The sequence below is a fragment of the Vibrio lentus genome (assembly GCF_002875945.1).
GTDB classification, from domain to species: Bacteria; Pseudomonadota; Gammaproteobacteria; order Enterobacterales; family Vibrionaceae; genus Vibrio; species Vibrio apostichopi.
The window spans coordinates 29,132-51,625 of the sequence record NZ_MCZK01000122.1 but is presented as its reverse complement, the minus strand read 5'-3'; the positions used below and the strand labels follow the sequence as shown (position 1 = coordinate 51,625).

Here is a 22,494-nt window from a genome sequence, read left to right as displayed (position 1 = left end):
TGAACGTTGATTTGATGCTTCTTAGCAGACAAGATGAACGGTTAGCTTATGCGATACTAGCTCAGTTGGTAGAGCGCAACCTTGCCAAGGTTGAGGTCATCGGTTCGAACCCGATGTATCGCTCCAGTTTACTCTCAATGGTAAACAAAACTCTTTAAACCACAGTGTTTAAAGACGACCTTACCGGTCACGCTCTTTCTTTAATGCTGCGAAGCATAATCCCCCAAAAAAGCAAATAATCCTCCATCATGGTGGATATTTTTTTGTCTTAAATTTTTCTTAGCAACTGGAATGCTAGTAAACATCAGGTCTCTGAAGCAGATGCTTGAGGTTTTTCACATCTATAAACAGACTTATCCACAAATAGCACCGTGTGGATAACTTGGTTGATAAAGTTATTTCAGACTTAATTCTTTATATATCTCAAAAAGATCTTTCTTTATTTCAATGCGTTAGTAAAACGCAGGCTTCTGTAACCTATTGTTTTATATTGAGTTGTTGCTTGGGTTGAGATTGAGTTAAAGATCGTTAACTTGTTGTTTTTTGATCTTAATCATTTATGGGCTTTGTGTTTAACTTTACGCGGGTGTTGAAAGTTTACGAAATATTTTAATTTTTTCCACATTGCCAAAATTGAGAACAAGGTCAAACATTGTTCTAATATTATGTGCAACGGGTTGTCTTAAATATTGGACTATTTAGGTAGGTTAACGAGCTAATCGTTGCTGCTAAAGGGCTAGGCGTCTCTTGGTAGGCCTTTCTCAACAATACGTATCAGTCGGTGCTTTTTAGTGGCGATTTTGCTGCTACCTTCTTGTACGCTATTTGCGTTGGGTAACTGCTGTAGTTGTTTTTGCAAAGCCCACTCAATGTGGACATCTAACATCTCATTTTGGCCTCGATGTGATTCGAGTGCTTCAATAATACGTTGTTGAAACGGCGCATTGCCCATCGCGACGAAAATATTACGTAACCACTGGGTGTGGCCAATACGTCTTATTGCCGAACCTTCCATTTTCTTTAGGAAGGTGGCTTCGTCCCAACTCGAAAGTGAAACGAGATCGGCCTCTTTGAAATCTTCTCTTCGGTGAAAGTCTGTTTGCTCGGTGATATCGGCATGACGGTTCCACGGGCAAACCAGTTGGCAATCATCACAGCCGTAGATTCGGTTACCAATGGCTTCTCTGTATTCTTCTGGTATGACGCCATCGTATTCAATGGTGAGATAAGAAATACACTTACGTGCATCGACAACACCATCGGCGATAATGGCACCTGTTGGGCAAGATGTGATACATGCGGTACATTTCCCACATTCATCGACACTCGGTGTATCGACTGGCAGAGGAATGTTAACCAACAGCTCGCCTAGGAAGAACCAAGACCCTGCGTCTTTATCCAGAATTAAAGAGTGTTTACCAGTCCAGCCTAATCCAGCTTTTTGAGCTAATGGTCTTTCTAAAATAGGCGCTGAGTCGACGAAAGGGCGTGAGTCTAATCCCTCAACTTCTTTCTCAATTCTTTGTCCCAGCTTTTTCAACTGGTTACGGAACAATTTGTGATAATCGCGGCCTAAAGAGTAACGGCTGATATAGCCTTGAGTGGTATCGTTGAGGTTGGATGCAAACTGAGCTTCTGGTGGTAGGTAATTCATTCTAGCGCTGATCACTCGAATGGTTCCAGGGTGAAGTTCATCTGGACGCGCACGCATCATTCCATGCCGAGCCATCCAATCCATTTCACCGTGGTTGCCAGCATCTAGCCATGCTTGCAGGGGCGCTTCGTGTTCAGTTAAGTCAACATCACAAATGCCCACTTTTTGAAAGCCGAGTTCTTTTCCCCAGATTTTAATTTTTTCAGCAAGATGGTCTAGATTCATGGCTTAATTCTTATTTTCTCTGTTTTACAATTAGAGATAAGGCTAATTAAAATTAGGTTCGGCAAAAATGGGGGCGGATCTTAACGGATCTTTGCGATATTAACCAGAACAGACGCCCTTTGATTGGTATTTTTTCATAGAACTTACACTTGAGTGCTTGTCTCCCAAAAGCATCACGGTTTACTATTCTTGTTCTTTTGATTTTTATATAGTCAACGATCGATTTTTAGAGAACGTATTCATGAGCACTAAACAATTTACTTTGAAAGATGAGCAAGCCACGATTCAACTAGGTACGGAGCTTTCAAATCTTTGCTCACAGCAAACAACCATCTATTTGCATGGTGATCTTGGCGCAGGAAAAACGACATTCAGTCGTGGCTTTGTAAAAGCACTTGGCCATCAAGGAAATGTAAAGAGCCCAACGTATACTCTAGTTGAACCTTATCAACTTGCAGATTGGCAGGTGTACCACTTTGACCTTTATCGTCTGGCTGATCCTGAAGAGCTAGAGTTCATGGGTATCCGTGATTACTTTACTCCAGACGCTATCTGTTTGGTTGAATGGCCTGAGAAAGGTTATGGGATGCTACCAGAAGCAGATTTGGACATTGATATTCGTTACCAAGACGATCACCGTATTGTTTCTTTAACCGCTAATAGTGAATACGGACAGCGCTTACTTAGTCAGTTGGAGTTATGTTGATTTCTAAACGCCTTTTTTCATCAGTAGCCGTAATGGCTGCTGTTTTTTCTTTACTGTTTTCTTCGCTTGTTTCTGCAAACTCACTAAAAGGGTTGAGGGTTTGGCCTTCACCTGAAGAAACTCGTGTGGTTATCGACTTAAAATCAGAAGCGGACTTTAGCTATTTTACTTTGAGTAGCCCGAGTCGCTTAGTTGTCGATTTAAAACATACCAATCTTGCGACCAAGTTACCTGTTGTGGTGAAGGATAGCCCCGTTCTGTCGAAAGTTCGTAAGAGCTCTCCACCGGACAAAAATACCTATCGCTTGGTTTTCGAATTAAAGAAATCATCAAAAGCCGATTTGTTCAAACTGAGCCCGACACCGGGTGGTCAGTATGGACACCGTTTGGTGATTGACTTCCCTCATGGGGCAGCAAGCAAAGGGACAACAACGTCGACACCGAGTAAGCCAGCGGTTAGCAAAAACATTAATCAGGTTAAACGTCAGAAAGACATTTTGATCGTGATTGATCCTGGCCATGGCGGTGAAGACCCAGGCTCGATTGGTCCGACTCGTAAATATGAAAAAGACGCGACCCTGAGCATTTCTAAAAAGCTCTCAGCACAGTTAAATGCGGTTCCGGGAATAAAGACGCGCCTAACACGTAATGCCGATTACTTCGTAAACCTCAACCGACGTGTTGCGATTGCTCGTGAGAATGAAGCTCATCTCATGATCTCTATTCACGCCGATGCCTTTACGACCCCTCAACCACGAGGTGGTTCGGTGTTTGTGTTGAATACTCGACGCGCCAATACAGAGATCTCGCGCTGGATCGAGAACAAAGAGAAACAGTCTGAATTACTCGGTGGCAGCGGTGCAGCTTTCACTGGCAACATTGATGACAAAAACGTAAACCAAACTTTGCTTGATTTGCAGTTCAGCCACTCTCAAAAAGAGGGCTATAAACTGGCAACGACTATTCTGTCTGAGATGGGCAAGGTCGCTAAGCTTCATAACAGCAAGCCAATCAATACCAGCTTGGCGGTATTACGTTCACCACAGATACCATCGGTATTGGTCGAGACGGGCTTTATTTCAAACCCGACCGAAGAGAAGCTTCTTTTCCAACGCTCGCATCAAGATAAATTAGCACGAGCAGTGACTAAGGCTGTGGTTAAGTATTTGAAGGCTAATCCTCCAGAAGGGATTATCTTGTCGAATGCAACGTCGTCAACGGGTAGTGTGAGCCAACATAAAGTGTCTCGTGGTGAGTCTTTATCGGTGATTGCGAGCAAATATGGCACCTCGACACAGACCTTGATGAAACTTAATAATCTGAAATCGAGCAGCCTAGCGATCGGTCAAGTTCTTAAGATCCCAAGCCGTGCTTCAGGTTCGTCATCAAGCAGTGCAGTGAAAACTAAGACCATAACCCACACGGTTAAGTCTGGAGAGTACCTAGGCAAGATAGCCAGCCGTTACAAAGTACGGGTTGCAGATATCAAACGCGAGAACCGCTTGAAGTCTGAAACCGTGAGAGTAGGCCAGAAGCTACGTATTACGGTTGAAGTGAAAGACGTACCTCTGCGCAAACATAAAGTCGCAAGAGGTGACTACCTGGGTAAGATTGCTTCTAAATACGGCGTGAGCGTTAACAGCATTCGCCAAGCGAATAAGCTACGATCTGACAGCCTAGCGGTGGGTCAGGTGTTGATTATTCCGCACAAATAAGCTTTTTAACGCAGACATGTTTCCATCAGTGGCAGTAAGGTAGCTATAAATATGACGATCAAAATACTGCCAGCTCGGTTAGCTAACCAAATCGCAGCGGGTGAAGTGGTAGAAAGACCAGCTTCTGTTGTGAAAGAGTTGGTAGAGAACAGTTTGGATTCAGGTGCGACACGTATCGATATTGATATCGAGAAAGGTGGCGCCAAGATGATCCGAGTTCGTGACAACGGCAAGGGCATCGTTAAAGATGAACTTGCCTTGGCGCTGAGTCGTCATGCTACCTCAAAGATCCATACCCTTGATGACCTCGAGGCGATCGTCAGCCTGGGTTTCCGTGGCGAAGCGTTGGCGAGTATCAGCTCTGTTGCACGCTTAACCATGACTTCACGCCCTGCGACTCAAGATCAAGCTTGGGCAGCGCACAGTGAAGGTCGTGATATGCAGGTGAAACTACAGCCTGCCGCGCATCCCATTGGTACCTCGGTTGAAGTGTTGGATCTGTTCTTCAACACACCAGCGCGCCGTAAGTTTTTGCGTACTGAGAAAACCGAATTCACGCATATCGATGAGTTACTCAAGCGCATCGCATTGAGCCGCTTTGATGTGACGATCAACCTTCGCCATAACGGTAAAATGATTCGTCAGTACCGTGCTGCCAAAACGCAAGTTCAAGCAGAAAAGCGTATCGCAGCGGTATGTGGCAATCCTTTTGTTCGTCATATGCTTAAGATTGAGCTAGAACATCAAGGCCTAAAACTTCATGGCTGGATCACCACGCCTGAAGGAGCAAGGCAGCAAAGCGATCTGCAATACTGCTATGTGAACGGTCGTATGATGCGCGACAAGCTGATCAATCATGCGATTCGTCAAAGCTATGAGACTAGCCTACGCCCAGACCAATTTGCGACCTATGTGTTGTTCATTGAGCTAGACCCGCATCAAGTCGATGTGAATGTTCACCCTGCAAAACATGAAGTGCGCTTCCATCAAGCTCGCCTTGTGCACGACTTTATCTACCAAGCATTGAGTGATGGCTTAGCACAAAGCAAACAAATTGATGCAGCGCCGATCAATCAATCGGCATTTCATCAGTCAGAATCGCCAAATTATCAACAAGATGGTTCGATGTCTGAAACAGGGGATGTTACGACTTTCTCTGAACCAGAAAGCACTGCGCCGACTAATTCGGATCAAACACCGATCTTTGAGAGGCTGCGACATGCCATTGAGCAGACGCCGACCTATCCAAGAAAAGCCGAATCTGAGCAGGTTTATGATAACCAGCAGCACAGCGTTAACGATGCTGGGCAACACTATAGCGCACCAGAAAACCGAGGTTCATCGTCTAGCCGGGGCTCTTCAAGCAACTTAGATTCGTCAACTAACATGAGTTCAGCTAGCAGAGATTCGTCGGCTCGCGAAACCAGCTTTACCGGCTCTCCTCGTCAAGAGTGGATTGAATCTCGACCTGCTCCGAGAAAAGAAAAAGAACCCAATCAACATCATGCTGAACCCGCGCCTTCTAAGCGCGAAGTCAAAGCCTACAAAGAGCTTCTGAAAACGCCAGATTTTGATGATCAAGTTGTAGCTCTATCATATCCTCAAGAGGATGTGGCACCAGTAGAAACCAGAGACAACATAGAAAATAAAGAAACTCAGCCTGCTCAACAGAATCCTGTTCACTTAAAGCCAAGAGCACCTGTGACGGACTTAGGCAAAGCAGTCTCAGTAGTGGAACGCCAATATTTGGTGATGGGAAATAAAAACGGCAGCGTATTGGTGTCTCTAGCCAAAGCAGAATTGCTACGTGTGATTGGCCAACTTGATACGCGAGAAGGGGCGTTAAAAAGCCAGCCGTTGTTGGTGCCTTTATCAATCAAATTAGGCGCTGACTTAGTCGGTGTCGCTAAGGCGCTAAGCCCAATGCTGTCCGTGCTTGGTATCGAGCTTAAAGCTAGGAATAACGAAGCGATCATGGTGATGGGAGTACCTTCTCCTCTGAGGCAGCAAAACTTACAAATTTTGATCCCAGATCTGTTATCGTACGCGGCTTCAATAAACGCTCAGGCCTCGGAAACTCAAGGTCACAGCTTTTCTAACGATACGTTACCATTACTGGTTAGCTGGATCGGGATTCAGACAGCACAAGTAAAAAACGACTACACTTTATCTGAAGCGGTTCAACTAGTTGGGGAACTTGAGCAACTTTGGCATGGTCTACTTCCATTAGATGATCCCGAATTTGTTAATCCTATCGACTTTTCAGCGACCATTGCGGCTTTTATGGCTTAGTCGTTTATCGATTTAAAGACTTAAGTTTATTGACGGTTTAACTTTTTGCGACGACATTGATCTTCGCAACAATACGTATTTTTGCGACAAAAAAGCCCTTTGCTATAAAGCGCTATAACAGAGAAACCAATACAAAATATCATGACTGAAAAATTACCTTTAGCGTTGTTTTTAATGGGCCCAACGGCATCAGGAAAAACAGATTTAGCTATCCGCTTACGTCAGAAGTATCCGGTAGAGATCATCAGTGTCGATTCGGCATTGGTTTACAAAGACATGGATATCGGCACCGCTAAACCGGATGCGGAAGAGCTCGCGCTCGCGCCTCATCGCTTGATTGATATTCTTGATCCAAGCGAAGCGTATTCTGCGGCAGATTTTCGTCGTGATGCGATCAATGAAATGAATGCCATTGTAGCGGAAGGCAAAATCCCGCTGCTTGTTGGTGGCACAATGCTCTACTACAAGGCATTGTTGGAAGGTTTATCGCCGCTACCAGCAGCGGATCAGGAGATTCGTAAGCAGATTGAAGCGGAGTCTATCGAACAGGGTTGGCAGGCATTACACGATCAATTAAGAGAGATAGATCCCGTATCCGCTGAAAGAATACACCCAAATGATCCACAAAGGCTTTCAAGGGCATTGGAAGTTTACCGAATTTCGGGTAAAACATTAACAGAGCTAACTCAAACGAAAGGCGATAGCCTGCCATTTCGTGTAAAACAATTTGCAATAGCTCCCAAGGAAAGGAAAGAACTCCATCGCCGCATTGAGCTGCGTTTCGAAAAGATGATAGAAGCGGGTTTTGAAGATGAAATGAAGGCGTTGTACGCCAGAGAAGATCTTCATCCTGAACTGCCATCGATCCGATGCGTTGGTTATAGGCAGATGTGGGACTATTTAGATGGGAATTGTGATTTAGACGAAGCGGTTTTCCGTGGTGTCTGTGCAACCCGTCAATTGGCCAAGCGACAAATCACCTGGTTACGCAGTTGGGATGATTTAACTTGGTTAGATAGCGAAAACATTGAACACGCGTTAGAAACTCTTTCAGATGCAATAGCATCTGATTAGTATTGCTGTGTATAATGTGATCGCTTTTGCGTGAATATACTCTGGAAAGGATCAGTTATTGAGGCTTTTAAAAATCACAGCCTTTCAATAACAACGGAGTTTTTTTATTCGTTTAGCTCAGATGCAAAGGCCGCACCTTTTTGTGCACCACTAGCTAAATAATTACAACAAAATATAAATAAGGAAAATAAAATGGCTAAGGGGCAATCGCTACAAGACCCATTCCTAAATGCACTCCGTCGTGAGCGCATTCCAGTCTCTATCTATCTTGTTAACGGCATTAAGCTGCAAGGTCAGATCGAGTCTTTCGATCAATTCGTGATCTTATTGAAGAACACAGTAAACCAAATGGTTTACAAGCATGCGATTTCTACTGTGGTTCCTGCTCGTGCAGTTAGTCACCACAGCGGCGAGCAACGTGCGCCATCTGATCGTCCAGAGAAGACTGAAGATTAATCGTTCAAATAATACAGCTTGCGCTGTAATAAGGAGTTGGTTGCTTGTTTGACCGTTATGAATCCGGCGAGCGAGCCGTACTTGTTCATATCAACTTCACGCAAGAGGGAGAATGGGAAGACCTGAGCGAATGTGAAATGCTGGTCTCCTCAGCGGGGGTAGAAACGCTACAAGTGATTACTGGTAGTCGACAATCCCCACTCCCTAAATACTACGTTGGAGAAGGTAAAGCCCTAGAAATCGCACAAGCTGTTCAGCTGACCGGTGCTGAAATTGTGATTTTTAACCACTCCCTCTCTCCTGCCCAAGAGCGCAACCTCGAGCAATTGTGTAAATGTCGTGTGATTGATCGCACGGGTTTGATCTTAGATATCTTTGCACAACGTGCGCGAACTCATGAAGGTAAGCTACAAGTTGAGCTCGCTCAGCTTCGTCATATCTCTACTCGATTGATTCGTGGTTGGACTCACCTTGAAAGGCAGAAAGGTGGTATTGGTCTTCGTGGTCCAGGTGAAACTCAACTGGAAACCGATCGACGTTTGTTGCGTGACCGTATAAAAGCGATATTACGTCGTTTAGCGAAAGTGGCTAAGCAGCGTGAACAAGGACGACGTGCTCGTAATCGAGCTGAAATCCCAACAATTTCTTTGGTTGGTTATACCAACGCAGGGAAATCAACACTTTTCAATCGAATCACTAGTGCAGGTGTTTATGCAGCAGACCAACTGTTTGCAACCCTAGACCCAACACTACGTAAGATTGAATTGGCAGATGTCGGGCCTGCAATTCTCGCAGATACCGTAGGTTTTATCCGTCATCTACCGCACGATCTGGTCGCTGCGTTCAAGGCTACGTTACAAGAGACGCAGGAAGCTGACATTTTGTTACATGTTGTTGATGCCAGTGATGACCGCTTTCGTGAGAACATTCAGGCTGTTCATGAAGTATTAGAAGAAATCGATGCTCATGAAGTGCCAACCCTTGTGGTCATGAACAAAATTGACTGCATGGAAGACCAAAAACCTCGAATTGAAAGAGACGAAGAGGGCGCTCCTCGCGCTGTTTGGGTTTCTGCAATGGAAGGAGAAGGTATTGAACTGCTGTTTGAAGCTTTAACTGAGCGTTTAGCGAGTCAGATGGTTCAATTCCGGTTGTGTATTCCACATCAACATCAGGGCCGTATTCGCAGCTTATTCTTTGAGATGAAATGTATTCAACAGGAAGAGTATGATGAAAATGGTAACTTGTTGATAGATATCCGAATGCAACAAATAGATTGGTCTAAACTTGAAAAAAGAGAAGGGGCGCTCTTAGGTGACTTTATCGTTACCAAAGAGACTGCTACAGTATAACGTCATATCAAATGATGGAGCTTTCTAATGGCGTGGAATGAGCCTGGAAATAACAACAACGGCGATAATAACGGCCGCGATAATGACCCTTGGGGTAAGAACAATAATCGCGGCGGCCGAGATCAAGGACCGCCAGACTTAGACGAAGTGTTTAGTAAACTAAGTCAAAAGTTAGGTGGCAAGTTTGGTAAAAAAGGTGGCAACGGTAACGGGCCATCTATCGGTGGTGGCGGTGCGATTGGCTTTGGTGTCATTGCTGTCATTGCGATTGCTATCTGGTTCTTCGCTGGTTTCTACACCGTTGGCGAAGCAGAAAGAGCAGTAGTACTTCGATTGGGTCAGTTCGACCGTATCGAAGAGCCTGGTCTTAACTGGCACCCACGCTTCATCGATGAAATCAAAGATGAGCAACTAGTAAACGTTCAAGCAATTCGTTCTCTACGTGCTGCTGGCACGATGCTAACGAAAGATGAAAACGTTGTGACCGTTGAAATGGGTGTTCAATACCGTGTTTCTGACCCATACAAGTACTTGTATCGTGTAACGAATGCAGACGACAGTTTACGCCAAGCAACCGATTCTGCGCTTCGTGCGGTAATTGGTGACTCACTAATGGATAGTATCCTGACAAGTGGTCGTCAACAGATTCGTCAAAGCACTCAAGAAACGTTGAACCGTATTATTGATAGCTACGACATGGGTATTCTGATTGTTGACGTGAACTTCCAGTCAGCACGTCCACCTGAGCAAGTGAAAGATGCATTTGATGATGCTATCGCGGCTCGTGAGGATGAAGAACGTTTCGAGCGTGAAGCTGAAGCTTACCGAAATGACATTCTTCCAAAGGCAACAGGTCGTGCTGAGCGTTTGAAGAAAGAAGCGGTGGGTTACTCAGAGCGCACAGTGAATGGTGCTTTAGGTCAAGTGGCTCAGTTCGAGAAACTGCTACCTGAATACCAAGCAGCTCCTGAAGTAACACGTAACCGTATGTACCTAGATACAATGGAAAAAGTGTACTCAAGCACATCGAAAGTCCTGATTGATTCAGAATCAAGTGGTAACTTGCTATATCTACCAATTGATAAGCTAGGCGCACAAGGTGGTTCTCAGTCGGGCACTCGCCCTGCAAAAGCATCATCAACTTACGATCAAATTGAGTTAGAAACTCAAGCGGATCCAAAGTCTAGCACTCAAACTCGTTCAGACAGTTCACGCCAAGGGAGATACTAATAATGCGTAAATTAATGATCCCTGTATTAGTTGTGACGATTGCCCTTCTACTGATGTCACTATTTGTGATTCAAGAAGGCGAACGTGGCATGGTAATTCGTTTTGGTCGAGTTCTCGATGACAACGGCGTATCGCGAATCTATGAACCAGGCTTGCACTTTAAACTGCCTATGTTTGATCGCGTAAAAGTACTTGATGCTCGTATTCAAACGATGGATGGTCGTTCTGACCGTTTCGTAACATCAGAGAAAAAAGACGTTCTAATTGATACTTACGCAAAATGGCGTATTGCTGATTTTGGACGTTTTTATCTGAGTACTGGCGGCGGCAATATCATGACGGCAGAAGCACTTCTTGAGCGTAAAGTGACAGATGTTCTTCGTTCTGAAATTGGTTCTCGTGAAATTAAGCAGATCGTGTCAGGTCCTCGTAATAAGGACATCCTGCCAGACTCTGCTGATAGCGAAGTTGTCACAACGGTAGCGGCTGCAGAAGCACTAGAAGTTGATGGCGAACGCGATAAGATCATGGAAAACGTTTTGTCTGGAACGGCAGAAAGTGCGATGGCTGATTTAGGTGTTGAAGTTGTTGATTTCCGAATGAAGAAGATTAACCTTCCTGACGAAATCAGTGAATCTATCTACCGCCGTATGCGTGCAGAACGTGAGTCGGTTGCTCGTAGACACCGTTCACAAGGTCGTGAGAAAGCAGAAGTTATCCGTGCTCAAGCTGAGCTAGAAGTAGCAACAGTTCTTGCAGAAGCTGACCGTACAGCTCGAATCACTCGTGGTGATGCAGATGCAGAAGCAGCGAAGATCTACTCTGATGCGTTCAGCAAAGATCCTGAGTTCTATGGCTTCATGCGTTCATTGCAAGCTTATGAGACATCATTTAGCGATAAGAGCGACATTCTAGTACTGGATCCGAAGACTGACTTCTTCCAATACATGAATCAAGCGAGCGGCGCTCCAGCAAAATAAGCTGATGCGTTAGCGAATGCTTAGCTCAATAAGCAAAATACGTTAAAACTTAAAAGGCTCCCAGTATGGGAGCCTTTTTGTTTTTATTCGCTGAAGACTGAAGACGGTAGGTTGACCATTAAATGTTCAAGGGAGGATGAGTAACCGCTCCGTGCTTTAGAAACCTAGCGGTAGGTCATGAAAGCGATAACGGCACCGGCAACCACAAGACAGCCGCCAATACGGCGCAGTTGCGTGTCTGGTTGTTGGCTTAGCTGAGCAACCATGTTTCTCCAGCCATTGGGTGCAATCAAGGGGCCGAGCCCTTCAACAATAAGAACGAGCCCAATAGCGAGCCAAATTGATTGAGACATGGTTCTGCCTTTTGTCTATAAAAAAGTAATGATATCAGTATCTTTACACGTTCGCCTCCAGTTATGGCTGGTTTGTTTTTGTACAGCGTTAACGTTTATGAACAAAAAGTGACTGCAAGAAGTGTGATTCAGTGCTAGAATCCATTTTTAATTAGCAACAGAAATTGGAAAGATGGGAAATAACGTAGTCGTTCTAGGCACCCAATGGGGTGATGAAGGTAAAGGTAAAATCGTTGACCTTTTAACTGAAGATGCAAAATACGTGGTTCGCTACCAAGGCGGTCACAATGCAGGTCACACACTTGTAATTGACGGTGAAAAAACCGTTCTTCACTTAATTCCATCAGGTATCCTACGCAATAACGTTAAATGTGTTATTGGCAACGGTGTAGTATTATCGCCTGACGCACTTCTTAAAGAAATGAAACCTCTTGAAGATCGCGGTATCCCAGTACGTGAGCGTCTTTTCATCTCTGAAGCTTGTCCTCTAATTCTTCCGTACCACATTGCAATCGACAACGCGCGTGAAATCGCTCGTGGCGCTAAAGCTATCGGTACAACGGGTCGTGGTATCGGTCCTGCTTACGAAGATAAAGTTGCTCGTCGCGGTCTACGCGTTGGCGACCTTTTCGATAAAGAAGCATTTGCTGAGAAGCTAAAAGAAGTTATGGAATTCCACAACTTCCAACTAGAGCACTTCTACAAAGCTGAAACAGTAAGCTACGAAGAAGTTCTTGAGCAAGCGATGAGCTACGCAGACATGTTAACTGCGATGGTTATCGACGTAACTGACGAACTAGACGCAGCACGTAAGCGCGGCGACAAGATCATGTTCGAAGGTGCTCAAGGTACGCTACTAGATATCGACCACGGTACTTACCCATACGTAACGTCTTCTAACACGACTGCTGGTGGTGTTGCTGCAGGTTCTGGTTTCGGTCCTCGTCACATCGGTTACATCCTTGGTATTACTAAGGCTTACTGTACTCGTGTTGGCTCAGGTCCATTCCCAACTGAGCTATACGATGGCCTTGAGAAGCAAGACCCAGTTGGTAAGCACCTAGGCGATGTTGGTCACGAGTTTGGCGCAACAACTGGTCGTCTACGTCGTACAGGTTGGTTCGATGCTGTCGCTATGCGTCGTGCAATCCAAATCAACTCTCTATCTGGTATCTGTCTAACTAAACTAGACGTTCTAGATGGCCTAGAAGAACTAAAAATCTGTACTGGTTACAAGATGAAAGATGGTTCTATCCTAGAAGTTTCTCCAATGGCTGCTGAGTCATTCGAAGAAGCGACGCCAATCTACGAAACAATGCCTGGTTGGTCTGAAAACACATTTGGTGCTAAATCTATCGACGCGCTTCCACAAGCTGCTCTAGATTACATCAAGCGTATCGAAGACCTAACTGGTGTTCCAATTGATATCGTATCAACTGGCCCAGATCGTAACGAAACTATCATCAAGGTTCACCCATACGGCGCATAATGCCTGCTGAGTGATTACCACAGCACAAACCGTACTGTGGTAATTAAAGTGCTTTGATAATTGAAGTACTCTGATAATGAAATAGTTTTCTAAAAGCCGACTTTGTTAAGTCGGCTTTTTAATACCTGCAATTTAGCATCTAAGTTTTGGGTGATGATCTTTTGAACTTCATCTGGCAAAATATTGCCCATTAGCGGCAAGTTTTGTCTAAAGCCATCAAGGTTGTTGCCGATACAGATATCATGGAAAGTGAAGTTCACCCTATTTTTGGGCGTCTACTTCGGTAGCCAATAAGAAATAGATAACTTTAGCGACAGATAATTGAGTGCAGGTATGAAGCTACGAATTGTGGCAGCTTCATTAATAATGGCGCTGAGCTCACCCTTGAGTCATGCAAATTTGGCTGATGTGGGAGAGCCCGTTCCAATATATACAGAAGCTGAACTGATTAAATTAATCGAAAATAATCGACATCTAGAGCGTGTGAAAGCGGATAAGTGCCAGTTAGTAGAAGATATCGTTGCTCGTGCAACGCGTATTAGCTTGCCTTCTTATGAGTTTTTATACGGTGATATGCTGGCGTGGGGTGTGTGTGTGCCACAAGATGTAGAGCTTGGTCTTTACTATATGGAAAACGCAGCGCATCAAGGTTTACCCGCAGCACTAGAGCAACTGGGTCGTTATTATTCTCGTGGAACCTTGGTTCAACAAGACAAAGAGCGTGCAATTCCGTACCTACGTGAAGCGGCCTCTATGGGTAACCTAAGTGCAAGCATTCACTTAGCGGAACTCTTACTGCGTGATTACGGTAGCCCGTTAGATTATGAAGATGCTTACCGCTGGTTATATAACTCGGTGACCGCGGATGATAGGCAACACAAACGTATTACTGTGCTTCGAAGCGGTTTGGAGCGGAGAATGCCAGACAATATTATTGCTCGAGCAAAACGCCGAGATGTGTTCTGGTAATGACGAATATTAATTAAGGTTGATGATTAACGACTGCACTCGTTAATCATCGATCTTGATCGAGAAAGATATCGATATAAAAAGGCCTCGTAGGTAGACACCTATGAGGCCTTTTTTGATCTGAACGGAAAACCGTTTATCTCATTCGGTGGCGTTATTGAACAACTTCACCAGATTCAATTACCGTTTTACGGACGACTTTGGTGAAATCGAGTGCTTCTTGACGAATCTTGTCTTCATCGACGGTTAGCATATCGCGATCTTGCATGATGATCTTTCCATCAACGATGCTGTGGCGAACGTTACCTGAGTTCGCTGAATACACTAAAGCTGAGTATGGGTTGTATACCGGAACCATGTTCGGCGCTTTCGTATCGATCACTATGATGTCGGCAAGCTTGCCTGCTTCAAGAGAACCGATCTTATCTTCCATGTGTAGCGCTTTTGCTGCGCCCATTGTCGCCATGTCGATCACTTTGATCGGCGGCATTGCTGCACGATCTTTGTTTACCAGCTTGTGAACTTTAGCCACTTGGTTGAACTCATCAATGGTGCTCAGTGTGTTACCAGACATTGGTCCATCGGTACCTAAACCAATACGAACGTTTTCGTCGTACATCTTAAGGGCAGGGGATACGCCTTTCGCTGATTTGATATTGGCACTCATGTTATGCGCTACGCCCATGTCTGATTTTTTCACCAGTTCGATATCATGATCGTCTACTAGGATCATGTGTGCACCAACCAGGTTTTTGTTCAATGCGCCAATGCTGTCCATGTATTGAACCGGTGATAGCCCATCTGAACGCTCTGCGATTTTCTCTTCTTCACGGTGTGATTCTGCAAGGTGAATCATCACTGGCACATCTAACTCTAAAGAGAGTTTAGAAATTTTCTGCAGGATCTCAGTCGTGTTTGTATAAGGCGCATGTGGGGCAAACGCGGGTGTGATACGCGGATGGTCTTTGTATTCTTCAATGAAGTTCAGCGCGTATTGGATGCCTTCTTCTGCGTTGGCAGCATCAGCGACTGGGAATTTAATCACGGTCTCACCAAGGATGGCACGCATACCGATCTTATCGACGGTTTTTGCTACTTCATCTTCAAAGTAGTACATGTCAGCGTAAGTGGTCACACCGCCTTTTACCATTTCGACGTTACCTAGGTTGGCACCAATACGTACCATGTCGCGTGACACCAACTTCTTTTCTAGAGGGAAGATATAACGGTGAAGGCGGTCTGGCACATCATCGGCTAATGAACGAAACACGGTCATTGATACGTGGGTGTGAGTATTGATGAGACCCGGCATCACGATATCACCATCAACATCTAAAACTTGCTTCGCTTGGTACTGCTTCTCTAGGGAAGCATCACCAACAGCGATGATTTTATTGTCTTTTACGACAACAGTACCGCTCTCATAAACCGTTTTATCTTGATTCATGGTTAGCACCATGGCGTCGGTAATCATCAGATCGGCTTTTTCCATTGCTGAACTTGCAAAGGGAAATAGAGCTAGGCTTGCCATTGCAGAAGCCACTAAGGTGCGTTTTAGTTTCATATCAATACTCAGAACAGGAGTTGGTAAAGTGCGTGGATAATAGTGTATTTCATTCATGGCGCAAACGTTTGTTTTATCGTTTGCCTAAAATTCTTATGATCCAGAATGAGTATGATGTGATGTTTTATTAGATGAAGATAGTCATCAATCTGAGGTTATTTGAGGGTTTTCCAAAGCATATCTGTAGGTTACCCCTAGCATCAGATATACTAGGGGTATATACCTTCCTTGCTTAAGCAGGCCCGCCTATGTCAAAAAACACACCAACGTCAGAAAACACGACAGCGACAACCACTGTTGATCCTTTTGCCGACCGAGAGTCGAAAAATTACGAAAACCCAGTACCAAGCCGAGAGTTCATTATTTCGTTTCTAACAGAAGCTAATATTCCAATGAACCGTAACGATCTATTCGAAGCTTTGGGTCTGGCTGGAGAGGAACAATACGAAGGGCTGCGTCGTCGTTTACGTGCAATGGAGCGTGATGGACAGCTTATCTTTACTCGTCGTCAGTGCTACGCATTGCCTGAGAAGATGGAACTGATTAAAGGCTATGTGATTGGTCATAAAGACGGTCATGGTTGGGTTCGCCCAGATGGAAGCGTTGGTAAAGATAACGATATCTTGTTGCCGCACCATCAGATGAAAACCATCATGCACGGTGATTACGTATTGGCTCAGCCTACTGACAACAGTAAGCGTGGTCGTCGTGAAGGTCGTTTGGTTCGTGTTCTTGAAGAGCGCACAACCCCACTTGTTGGTCGTTTCTTCTTAGAATATGGTCATTCTTACGTGGTTGCTGATGATTCGCGTATTAGTCACGACATCCAGATCCCTACCGAGCATAAAGGCGGTGCTCGAATGGGTAATGTGGTTGTGATTGAAATTACGGATCGCGGTGGTCGTTCTCGTAACATGATGGGTAAAGTGACCGAAGTTCTTGGTGAAAACATGGCTCCGGGTATGGAAACGCAGATCGCGATCCGTACTCACCAGATCCCACAAGAGTGGCCTGAAGCGGTAGATAAGCAAATCGAAAATCTTGGTGAGCATGTTCCTGAAGAAGCAAAAGAAGGACGTGTTGATCTACGCAAACTACCATTGGTTACCATTGATGGCGAAGATGCGCGTGATTTCGATGATGCGGTTTACTGTGAAGCGAAGAAAGGCGGCGGCTGGCGTCTATGGGTAGCGATTGCTGACGTAAGTTACTACGTTCGCCCAGATACAGCGCTAGACAAAGAAGCGATTAACCGTGGTAACTCGGTATACTTCCCGTCACAAGTAGTACCAATGCTGCCAGAAGTACTTTCAAATGGTTTGTGTTCATTGAACCCTCAGGTAGACCGTTTATGTATGGTGTGTGAGATGACTATCTCAGACAAAGGTAAACTATCTGGCTACAAGCACTACGAAGCGGTAATGAATTCTCATGCTCGTCTTACTTATAACAAAGTAGGCGCGATCTTAGATGGCAATGAAGAATTACGTGAGCGTTACGAACCTGAAGTACCACATCTTGAAGAGCTTCATAAGATGTACAAGGTGCTTAAGAAAACGCGTGACGAACGTGGTGCGATTGAATTTGAAACGGTAGAAACTAAGTTTATCTTTAATGCGGATCGTAAGATTGACCGTATTGAGCCAGTCATTCGTAACGATGCACACAAGATCATCGAAGAATGTATGATTCTTGCGAATATCGCATCGGCATCTTACGTAGAAAAAGCGAAAGAGCCTGCGCTGTACCGTGTCCACGATACTCCGGGTGAAGAGCGCTTAATGGGCTTCAAGAGTTTCTTAAGTGAATTAGGTTTAACGCTGGAAGGTGGCCTGTCGCCATCTCCGGTAGATTATGCACAACTGATGCAACAGATTAACGAACGTGAAGATCGTGAGTTAATCCAAACAATGCTGCTGCGCTCAATGAAGCAAGCGGTATACAACGCGGATAACGCGGGTCACTTTGGTTTAGCTCTTAAACGCTATGCTCACTTTACCTCGCCAATTCGTCGTTACCCAGATTTGCTATTGCACCGTGCGATTAAGTACCTTATTGCGAAAGAAGAAGGCCGTAACAGCGAACGTTGGACGCCAACTGGTGGTTACCACTACACTTTCGATGATATGGACTTCTACGGCGAGCAGTGTTCAATGACTGAACGTCGTGCTGATGACGCTACACGTGAAGTGAACGACTGGCTGAAATGTGAATACATGCAGGACCATGTCGGTGAAGTGATGGATGGCGTGATTGCCAACGTAACTGGCTTCGGTTTCTTTGTGCGTCTAACTGAACTGCACATCGATGGTCTGGTACATATTTCTGCGCTAGCGAATGACTACTATCAATTTGATGCTGTTGGTCAGCGTTTGGTTGGTGAAAGCTCTGGTAATATCTACCGCTTGGGTGACTCGGTTAAAGTGAAGGTTTCGGCGGTTAACTTAGAAACTCGTCAAATCGACTTTGATTTAGAAGACACCGATCGTCAGCCGCGTGGTAAAGGTAAAACAGCCAAGAAACGTGCAGCTGAAGCGATGAAAAAGGCGAAAAGCAAGAAGCGTTCAGCGGTGAAAAGTAATAAGCCAGGCGTACCTGCAACGCCTTTAGTTGAACCAACTAAACGACCAGATGGAAGTAGCGAAGGTTCAGCTAAGAAGAAAAAGCCAGCGAATAAAACCGGTGCTGCTAAAGCTCGTGCTAAGAAAAAGCGCGCAGCAAGCCGTAAACCAAAGGCTGATAAGTCTTAAGTTATCGTTTTACAATGACAGCAAGGCTTAACGTTTAACGAATTTAAATGCGAGAGTATCAGGCGGAAGATGCATGCTCTCGGAATAAACAACACAGAGGTGGGTGCATCGGGTTTGATGCCATTCATCTCTGAGCAATAAGAGTAACTAGAGACAATGAGTAACGAATTTATTTACGGTATTCACGCGGTGAAAGCCGTACTAGAAAAAGATCCAGCACGCTTTATTGAAGCGTACGTGCTTAAAGGCCGTCAAGATGAGCGCCTTCTTCCATTACTGAATCAACTGCAGCAATTTGGCGTGTCGATTCAACAAATGGGCCGTAAGCCGCTTGATGAAAAAGCACAAGGTGCAAACCACCAAGGTCTTATTGCTAAGGTGAAGCCTGCTAAGCAGCTTAATGAAACTCACCTAGACGATATCCTTGCGCAGCACGAACAGCCTCTGCTGTTGGTTCTAGACGGCGTAACAGACCCTCACAACCTAGGTGCTTGCTTACGTAATGCAGATGCCGCAGGTGTGGCCGCTGTTATCGTTCCTAAAGACCGTTCTTCGCCGCTAACGGCAACAGTAAGTAAGGTTGCTTGTGGCGCAGCAGAAACGGTTCCACTAGTACGAGTAACTAACCTGGCTCGCACAATGCGTGCACTGCAAGAGCAGGGTGTATGGTTTGTCGGTACGGCAGGTGAAGCAACGCATGATATCTATCAAGCGAAGTTGACTGGTCCGCTTGCTATTGTGATGGGTGCTGAAGGTGATGGCATGCGTCGTTTAACGCGTGAAACGTGTGATGACCTGATTAAGATTCCAATGTCAGGCAGCGTGTCGAGCCTGAACGTTTCAGTGGCTTCTGGTATTTATTTATTTGAAGCGGTACGCCAGCGTCTAGCTCAGTAACGTTCGATTTAACAAAGCCTAAACGACTTAAGTCTATGAATTTATTAACGCTCACCACTTGCTGGTGGGCGTTTCTTTTTCGGCAATTATGATGGAGCCTATTGGTTTAGCAGATGGCTAGATGGCGAAAGAAAAACTGTTTCATTATTCGCCAAATACCGCTTGCCAATATCGGGTTCTTTCTATAATATTTGCCGTCCTTAAAACTCGGTCATTTTTCTTTAGTTCCTTGCTTCCCTTGGACGACCGAGCCTTTCGTGGAAGCTAATAATCCGTAAGGAGCAACCAAATGCGTCATTATGAAATCGTATTCATGGTTCACCCTGATCAAAGCGAGCAAGTTGCTGGCATGATCGAGCGTTACACTGGTTCAATCACTGAAGCTGGTGGTACTATCCACCGTCTAGAAGACTGGGGCCGCCGTCAAATGGCTTACCCAATCAACAAACTTCACAAAGCTCACTACGTTCTTATGAACGTTGAAGCTGGCCAAGAAGTGATGGACGAGCTAGAAACTGCTTTCCGTTTTAACGATGCAGTTCTACGTAACATGATCATGCGCACTAAAGGCGCTGTGACTGAGCAATCTATCATGCTTAAGCAAAAAGAAGAGCGTGCAGAGCGTGCTCCTCGTCGTGATGACCGTGAAGAACGTGCACCACGTCGTGAAGAAGAAGCTAAGCCAGAAGCTGCTGCTGAGTAATTCTTTTTTGGCCTTTTAGGTCATTAAATTTTATTCAACTCGTTTAGGTATTTCCACTACAAGCATTTGCTTACGCTTATTTATAAGCCTGTGTGAATACCGCATTATTAAATTTAGATCAGGAGATAGCCCATGGCTCGTTTCTTCCGTCGTCGTAAATTCTGCCGTTTTACTGCAGAAGGCGTACAAGAGATTGACTACAAAGACGTAGCAACTCTAAAAAACTACATCACTGAAGCTGGTAAAATTGTACCTAGCCGTATCACTGGTACAAGTGCTAAATACCAACGTCAGCTAGCTCGCGCTATCAAGCGTTCTCGTTACCTAGCTCTACTACCGTACACTGACAAGCATCAGTAATCGGTAATAGTTAATAATAGTTTAAGAGGACTAAGATAATGCAAGTTATTCTACTTGATAAAATCGGTAACCTAGGTGGCCTTGGCGACCAAGTAAACGTTAAATCTGGTTACGCTCGTAACTTCCTTATCCCACAGGGTAAAGTAGTTATGGCAACTAAAGAAAACGTTGCTATGTTCGAAACTCGTCGTGCTGAACTAGAAGCTAAAGTTGCTGAGCAACTAGCTGCTTGTGAAGCTCGTGCAGAGACAGTTAACACTCTAGAAGGCGTTACAATCGCTTCTAAAGCTGGTGACGAAGGCAAACTATTCGGTTCTATCGGTACTCGTGACATCGCTGACGCTATTACAGCGGCAGGTGTTGCAGTAGCTAAGAGCGAAGTACGCCTACCTGAAGGCGCTCTACGTAACATCGGTGAATTCGAAGTAAGCATCCAACTTCACTCTGAAGTTTTTGCTACTGCGAAAATCACGATCGTTGCTGAGTAATTTCAGTACCAAGACGAATTCTTTCTTTTGAAAGTTTTAAACACCAGCTTCGGCTGGTGTTTTTTTATGTCTGGAATATAGGAAACATAGGAAGAGTTACAGTAGGTAAAAAGCCTACAGTGATCCATAAGCTATTTATCCTGAACAAACCGTTTTCAAGGTTAGAAGTGGGGTTAAGATTAGAATTGCTCTTGAGACTAGAACTGCTCTTGAGATTAGAACTGAAAGAGCAGGTTAATAGAGAGAACAGAGTCTTCTTTGCTTAATCCATCAGGTACCTTATCGTGGTACTGGCGAGAGTGAGCGATCTTCAGTGCGATATTGTCAGTAATATCGTTGATGGCTTCTAATTCGGTATCAAACTTTAGGTTGCTGTGACCAGATACTAATGTCACATCGGCTTTTAGCTGCAGATTCTTCAGCACTTGCCATGACGTGTTCACATTGCCACGGAAAATGGCTTCCTCAACAATCTCTGGAAAGATGATGTCATCGTCGTCTAATTCATCGAGATTCGGTTCTTGGTAACGAAAACCAGGGCCTACTTCCACTTCCAAAACAAATTCTTCGGTATTAGAGAATTGATAACCCAAACCACTAGAAACGGTATAGTCCTTAAAATAAGCGCTATAACGTGAGTCGACACCTTTGAAGCTACCGTAGAGGTAGGTTTTTGGGCTTAACTTGTAGTCACTCTGAGCTGAGTAAGTCGATTGCCTTTTGTCTTCTTCACCATCTTTGTAGAGGTTGTAGTATTTCCACTCACCACTGGTTCTATGACGGCCAGCCGTATACTCACCATTTAGGCGGGCATTTAACGATCTCGAATCAGAATTACCAGTATGCGACTGATATCCAAATTCGACTTCAGTTTTTAGCGGGTTAGGCAGCTCTGTATCTGTCGGTGCGATATCCATATCTTTTTCAGGTGTTGGTGCAACGACGATCGGCTCAGCAGCAGGTTCTGGTACTACTATCGAGTCGAGGATTGCATCAACAGAGGCTTTAGCATCATCCGCTAAGGCCAACGGAGTGCTCAAGAGACCAATACTCAGAATACCAGTGCTCAGAGCCAATGATTTGGACACGCATACCTCTAGTTATACAGTGAATGAATGGAAGGATCGTAATGCTACCCTTGGTTAATTCAGTCAGCAATAGGTAAATTCTTACTGAAGAATAAAACAATCCCAGAGGATTGCATTACAAATGCATGTTCTTGGGTATAATGAACGAT

The 22,494-nt window shown here is 44.8% G+C and carries 18 protein-coding genes, 1 tRNA gene and 1 pseudogene; 16 read left to right on the top strand and 4 right to left on the bottom strand.

All coding sequences use genetic code 11. The features are described 5' to 3' along the window. Window positions 1-50 precede the first annotated feature (50 nt). Window positions 51-126: transfer RNA gene (locus BCT49_RS14035), tRNA-Gly, on the top strand. Window positions 127-736: 610 nt separating this feature from the next. Here the strand turns inward: BCT49_RS14035 and queG are convergent. Further along, on the bottom strand, window positions 737-1,879 hold the full coding sequence (queG, locus tag BCT49_RS14030; protein ID WP_102435992.1) for a tRNA epoxyqueuosine(34) reductase QueG: 1,143 nt from the start codon (window positions 1,877-1,879) through the stop codon (window positions 737-739). Between the two features lie 241 nt (window positions 1,880-2,120). On the opposite strand from queG, the gene tsaE reads away from it, so the two are divergent. The 8 genes from tsaE to hflC all read left to right on the top strand — a co-directional run bounded on the left by tsaE (window position 2,121) and on the right by hflC (window position 11,684). Further along, window positions 2,121-2,585 carry a tRNA (adenosine(37)-N6)-threonylcarbamoyltransferase complex ATPase subunit type 1 TsaE gene (tsaE, locus tag BCT49_RS14025; RefSeq protein WP_004735870.1) on the top strand — a complete coding sequence of 155 codons (465 nt, stop codon included), beginning with the start codon at window positions 2,121-2,123 and terminating at the stop codon, window positions 2,583-2,585. Beyond that, the gene (locus BCT49_RS14020; RefSeq protein WP_102435990.1) at window positions 2,579-4,300 is read left to right on the top strand and encodes an N-acetylmuramoyl-L-alanine amidase; all 1,722 of its coding nucleotides are present in this window, start codon (window positions 2,579-2,581) and stop codon (window positions 4,298-4,300) included. The genes tsaE and BCT49_RS14020 overlap by 7 nt, the downstream gene beginning before the upstream one ends. Before the next feature lie 51 nt (window positions 4,301-4,351). After that, window positions 4,352-6,592 carry a DNA mismatch repair endonuclease MutL gene (mutL, locus tag BCT49_RS14015; protein WP_102435987.1) on the top strand — a complete coding sequence of 747 codons (2,241 nt, stop codon included), beginning with the start codon at window positions 4,352-4,354 and terminating at the stop codon, window positions 6,590-6,592. A gap of 141 nt (window positions 6,593-6,733) precedes the next feature. Then, entirely contained in the window at window positions 6,734-7,666 is a 933-nt protein-coding gene (gene miaA / locus BCT49_RS14010; protein WP_102435985.1) for a tRNA (adenosine(37)-N6)-dimethylallyltransferase MiaA, read from the top strand. 192 nt (window positions 7,667-7,858) lie between these two features. Next, complete coding sequence (gene hfq / locus BCT49_RS14005; protein WP_010434097.1) at window positions 7,859-8,122, top strand: RNA chaperone Hfq; 264 nt, start codon at window positions 7,859-7,861, stop codon at window positions 8,120-8,122. Window positions 8,123-8,166: 44 nt separating this feature from the next. After that, window positions 8,167-9,474 carry a ribosome rescue GTPase HflX gene (gene hflX, locus BCT49_RS14000; protein WP_017107433.1) on the top strand — a complete coding sequence of 436 codons (1,308 nt, stop codon included), beginning with the start codon at window positions 8,167-8,169 and terminating at the stop codon, window positions 9,472-9,474. Window positions 9,475-9,501: 27 nt separating this feature from the next. Continuing rightward, window positions 9,502-10,704 carry an FtsH protease activity modulator HflK gene (gene hflK / locus BCT49_RS13995; protein WP_017103358.1) on the top strand — a complete coding sequence of 401 codons (1,203 nt, stop codon included), beginning with the start codon at window positions 9,502-9,504 and terminating at the stop codon, window positions 10,702-10,704. 2 nt (window positions 10,705-10,706) lie between these two features. Then, window positions 10,707-11,684: a protease modulator HflC gene (gene hflC, locus BCT49_RS13990; RefSeq protein WP_010434102.1), complete on the top strand. Its 978-nt coding sequence runs from the start codon at window positions 10,707-10,709 to the stop codon at window positions 11,682-11,684. A gap of 164 nt (window positions 11,685-11,848) precedes the next feature. Here hflC and BCT49_RS13985 read toward each other — a convergent pair whose 3' ends face one another. Then, a complete protein-coding gene (locus BCT49_RS13985; RefSeq protein WP_102435983.1) occupies window positions 11,849-12,037 on the bottom strand; it encodes a DUF2065 domain-containing protein in 189 nt (62 codons plus the stop codon). Between the two features lie 172 nt (window positions 12,038-12,209). Here BCT49_RS13985 and BCT49_RS13980 point away from each other — a divergent pair, with 172 nt between their 5' ends. Next, on the top strand, window positions 12,210-13,526 hold the full coding sequence (locus tag BCT49_RS13980) for an adenylosuccinate synthase (RefSeq protein WP_017078237.1): 1,317 nt from the start codon (window positions 12,210-12,212) through the stop codon (window positions 13,524-13,526). 333 nt (window positions 13,527-13,859) lie between these two features. After that, window positions 13,860-14,495 carry a flagellar protein MotX gene (gene motX / locus BCT49_RS13970; RefSeq protein WP_017107437.1) on the top strand — a complete coding sequence of 212 codons (636 nt, stop codon included), beginning with the start codon at window positions 13,860-13,862 and terminating at the stop codon, window positions 14,493-14,495. Between the two features lie 154 nt (window positions 14,496-14,649). On the opposite strand, the gene BCT49_RS13965 is transcribed toward motX, so the two are convergent. After that, a complete protein-coding gene (locus BCT49_RS13965) occupies window positions 14,650-16,059 on the bottom strand; it encodes an amidohydrolase (protein WP_102435996.1) in 1,410 nt (469 codons plus the stop codon). A 248-nt stretch (window positions 16,060-16,307) separates the two neighbouring features. On the opposite strand from BCT49_RS13965, the gene rnr reads away from it, so the two are divergent. The 5 genes from rnr to rplI all read left to right on the top strand — a co-directional run bounded on the left by rnr (window position 16,308) and on the right by rplI (window position 21,257). Continuing rightward, window positions 16,308-18,809, top strand: coding sequence for a ribonuclease R (gene rnr / locus BCT49_RS13960; protein WP_102435981.1), 2,502 nt, complete (start codon window positions 16,308-16,310; stop codon window positions 18,807-18,809). Between the two features lie 156 nt (window positions 18,810-18,965). Next, window positions 18,966-19,706: a 23S rRNA (guanosine(2251)-2'-O)-methyltransferase RlmB gene (gene rlmB / locus BCT49_RS13955; protein WP_102435979.1), complete on the top strand. Its 741-nt coding sequence runs from the start codon at window positions 18,966-18,968 to the stop codon at window positions 19,704-19,706. A gap of 289 nt (window positions 19,707-19,995) precedes the next feature. Then, complete coding sequence (rpsF, locus tag BCT49_RS13950; RefSeq protein WP_004735855.1) at window positions 19,996-20,409, top strand: 30S ribosomal protein S6; 414 nt, start codon at window positions 19,996-19,998, stop codon at window positions 20,407-20,409. A 132-nt stretch (window positions 20,410-20,541) separates the two neighbouring features. Continuing rightward, on the top strand, window positions 20,542-20,769 hold the full coding sequence (gene rpsR, locus BCT49_RS13945; RefSeq protein ID WP_000090472.1) for a 30S ribosomal protein S18: 228 nt from the start codon (window positions 20,542-20,544) through the stop codon (window positions 20,767-20,769). Between the two features lie 38 nt (window positions 20,770-20,807). Beyond that, window positions 20,808-21,257, top strand: coding sequence for a 50S ribosomal protein L9 (gene rplI / locus BCT49_RS13940; protein WP_017107439.1), 450 nt, complete (start codon window positions 20,808-20,810; stop codon window positions 21,255-21,257). Window positions 21,258-21,472: 215 nt separating this feature from the next. Here the strand turns inward: rplI and BCT49_RS13935 are convergent. Next, window positions 21,473-22,451: pseudogene (locus BCT49_RS13935) on the bottom strand (DUF481 domain-containing protein). Window positions 22,452-22,494: the final 43 nt, after the last annotated feature.

Coding starts and splice junctions, on each gene's coding strand:
- queG (WP_102435992.1), bottom strand. CDS start 1,879: ATGAATCTAGACCATCTTGCTGAAAAAATTAAAATCTGGGGAAAAGAA.
- tsaE (WP_004735870.1), top strand. CDS start 2,121: ATGAGCACTAAACAATTTACTTTGAAAGATGAGCAAGCCACGATTCAA.
- BCT49_RS14020 (WP_102435990.1), top strand. CDS start 2,579: ATGTTGATTTCTAAACGCCTTTTTTCATCAGTAGCCGTAATGGCTGCT.
- mutL (WP_102435987.1), top strand. CDS start 4,352: ATGACGATCAAAATACTGCCAGCTCGGTTAGCTAACCAAATCGCAGCG.
- miaA (WP_102435985.1), top strand. CDS start 6,734: ATGACTGAAAAATTACCTTTAGCGTTGTTTTTAATGGGCCCAACGGCA.
- hfq (WP_010434097.1), top strand. CDS start 7,859: ATGGCTAAGGGGCAATCGCTACAAGACCCATTCCTAAATGCACTCCGT.
- hflK (WP_017103358.1), top strand. CDS start 9,502: ATGGCGTGGAATGAGCCTGGAAATAACAACAACGGCGATAATAACGGC.
- hflC (WP_010434102.1), top strand. CDS start 10,707: ATGCGTAAATTAATGATCCCTGTATTAGTTGTGACGATTGCCCTTCTA.
- BCT49_RS13985 (WP_102435983.1), bottom strand. CDS start 12,037: ATGTCTCAATCAATTTGGCTCGCTATTGGGCTCGTTCTTATTGTTGAA.
- BCT49_RS13980 (WP_017078237.1), top strand. CDS start 12,210: ATGGGAAATAACGTAGTCGTTCTAGGCACCCAATGGGGTGATGAAGGT.
- motX (WP_017107437.1), top strand. CDS start 13,860: ATGAAGCTACGAATTGTGGCAGCTTCATTAATAATGGCGCTGAGCTCA.
- BCT49_RS13965 (WP_102435996.1), bottom strand. CDS start 16,059: ATGAAACTAAAACGCACCTTAGTGGCTTCTGCAATGGCAAGCCTAGCT.
- rnr (WP_102435981.1), top strand. CDS start 16,308: ATGTCAAAAAACACACCAACGTCAGAAAACACGACAGCGACAACCACT.
- rlmB (WP_102435979.1), top strand. CDS start 18,966: ATGAGTAACGAATTTATTTACGGTATTCACGCGGTGAAAGCCGTACTA.
- rpsF (WP_004735855.1), top strand. CDS start 19,996: ATGCGTCATTATGAAATCGTATTCATGGTTCACCCTGATCAAAGCGAG.
- rpsR (WP_000090472.1), top strand. CDS start 20,542: ATGGCTCGTTTCTTCCGTCGTCGTAAATTCTGCCGTTTTACTGCAGAA.
- rplI (WP_017107439.1), top strand. CDS start 20,808: ATGCAAGTTATTCTACTTGATAAAATCGGTAACCTAGGTGGCCTTGGC.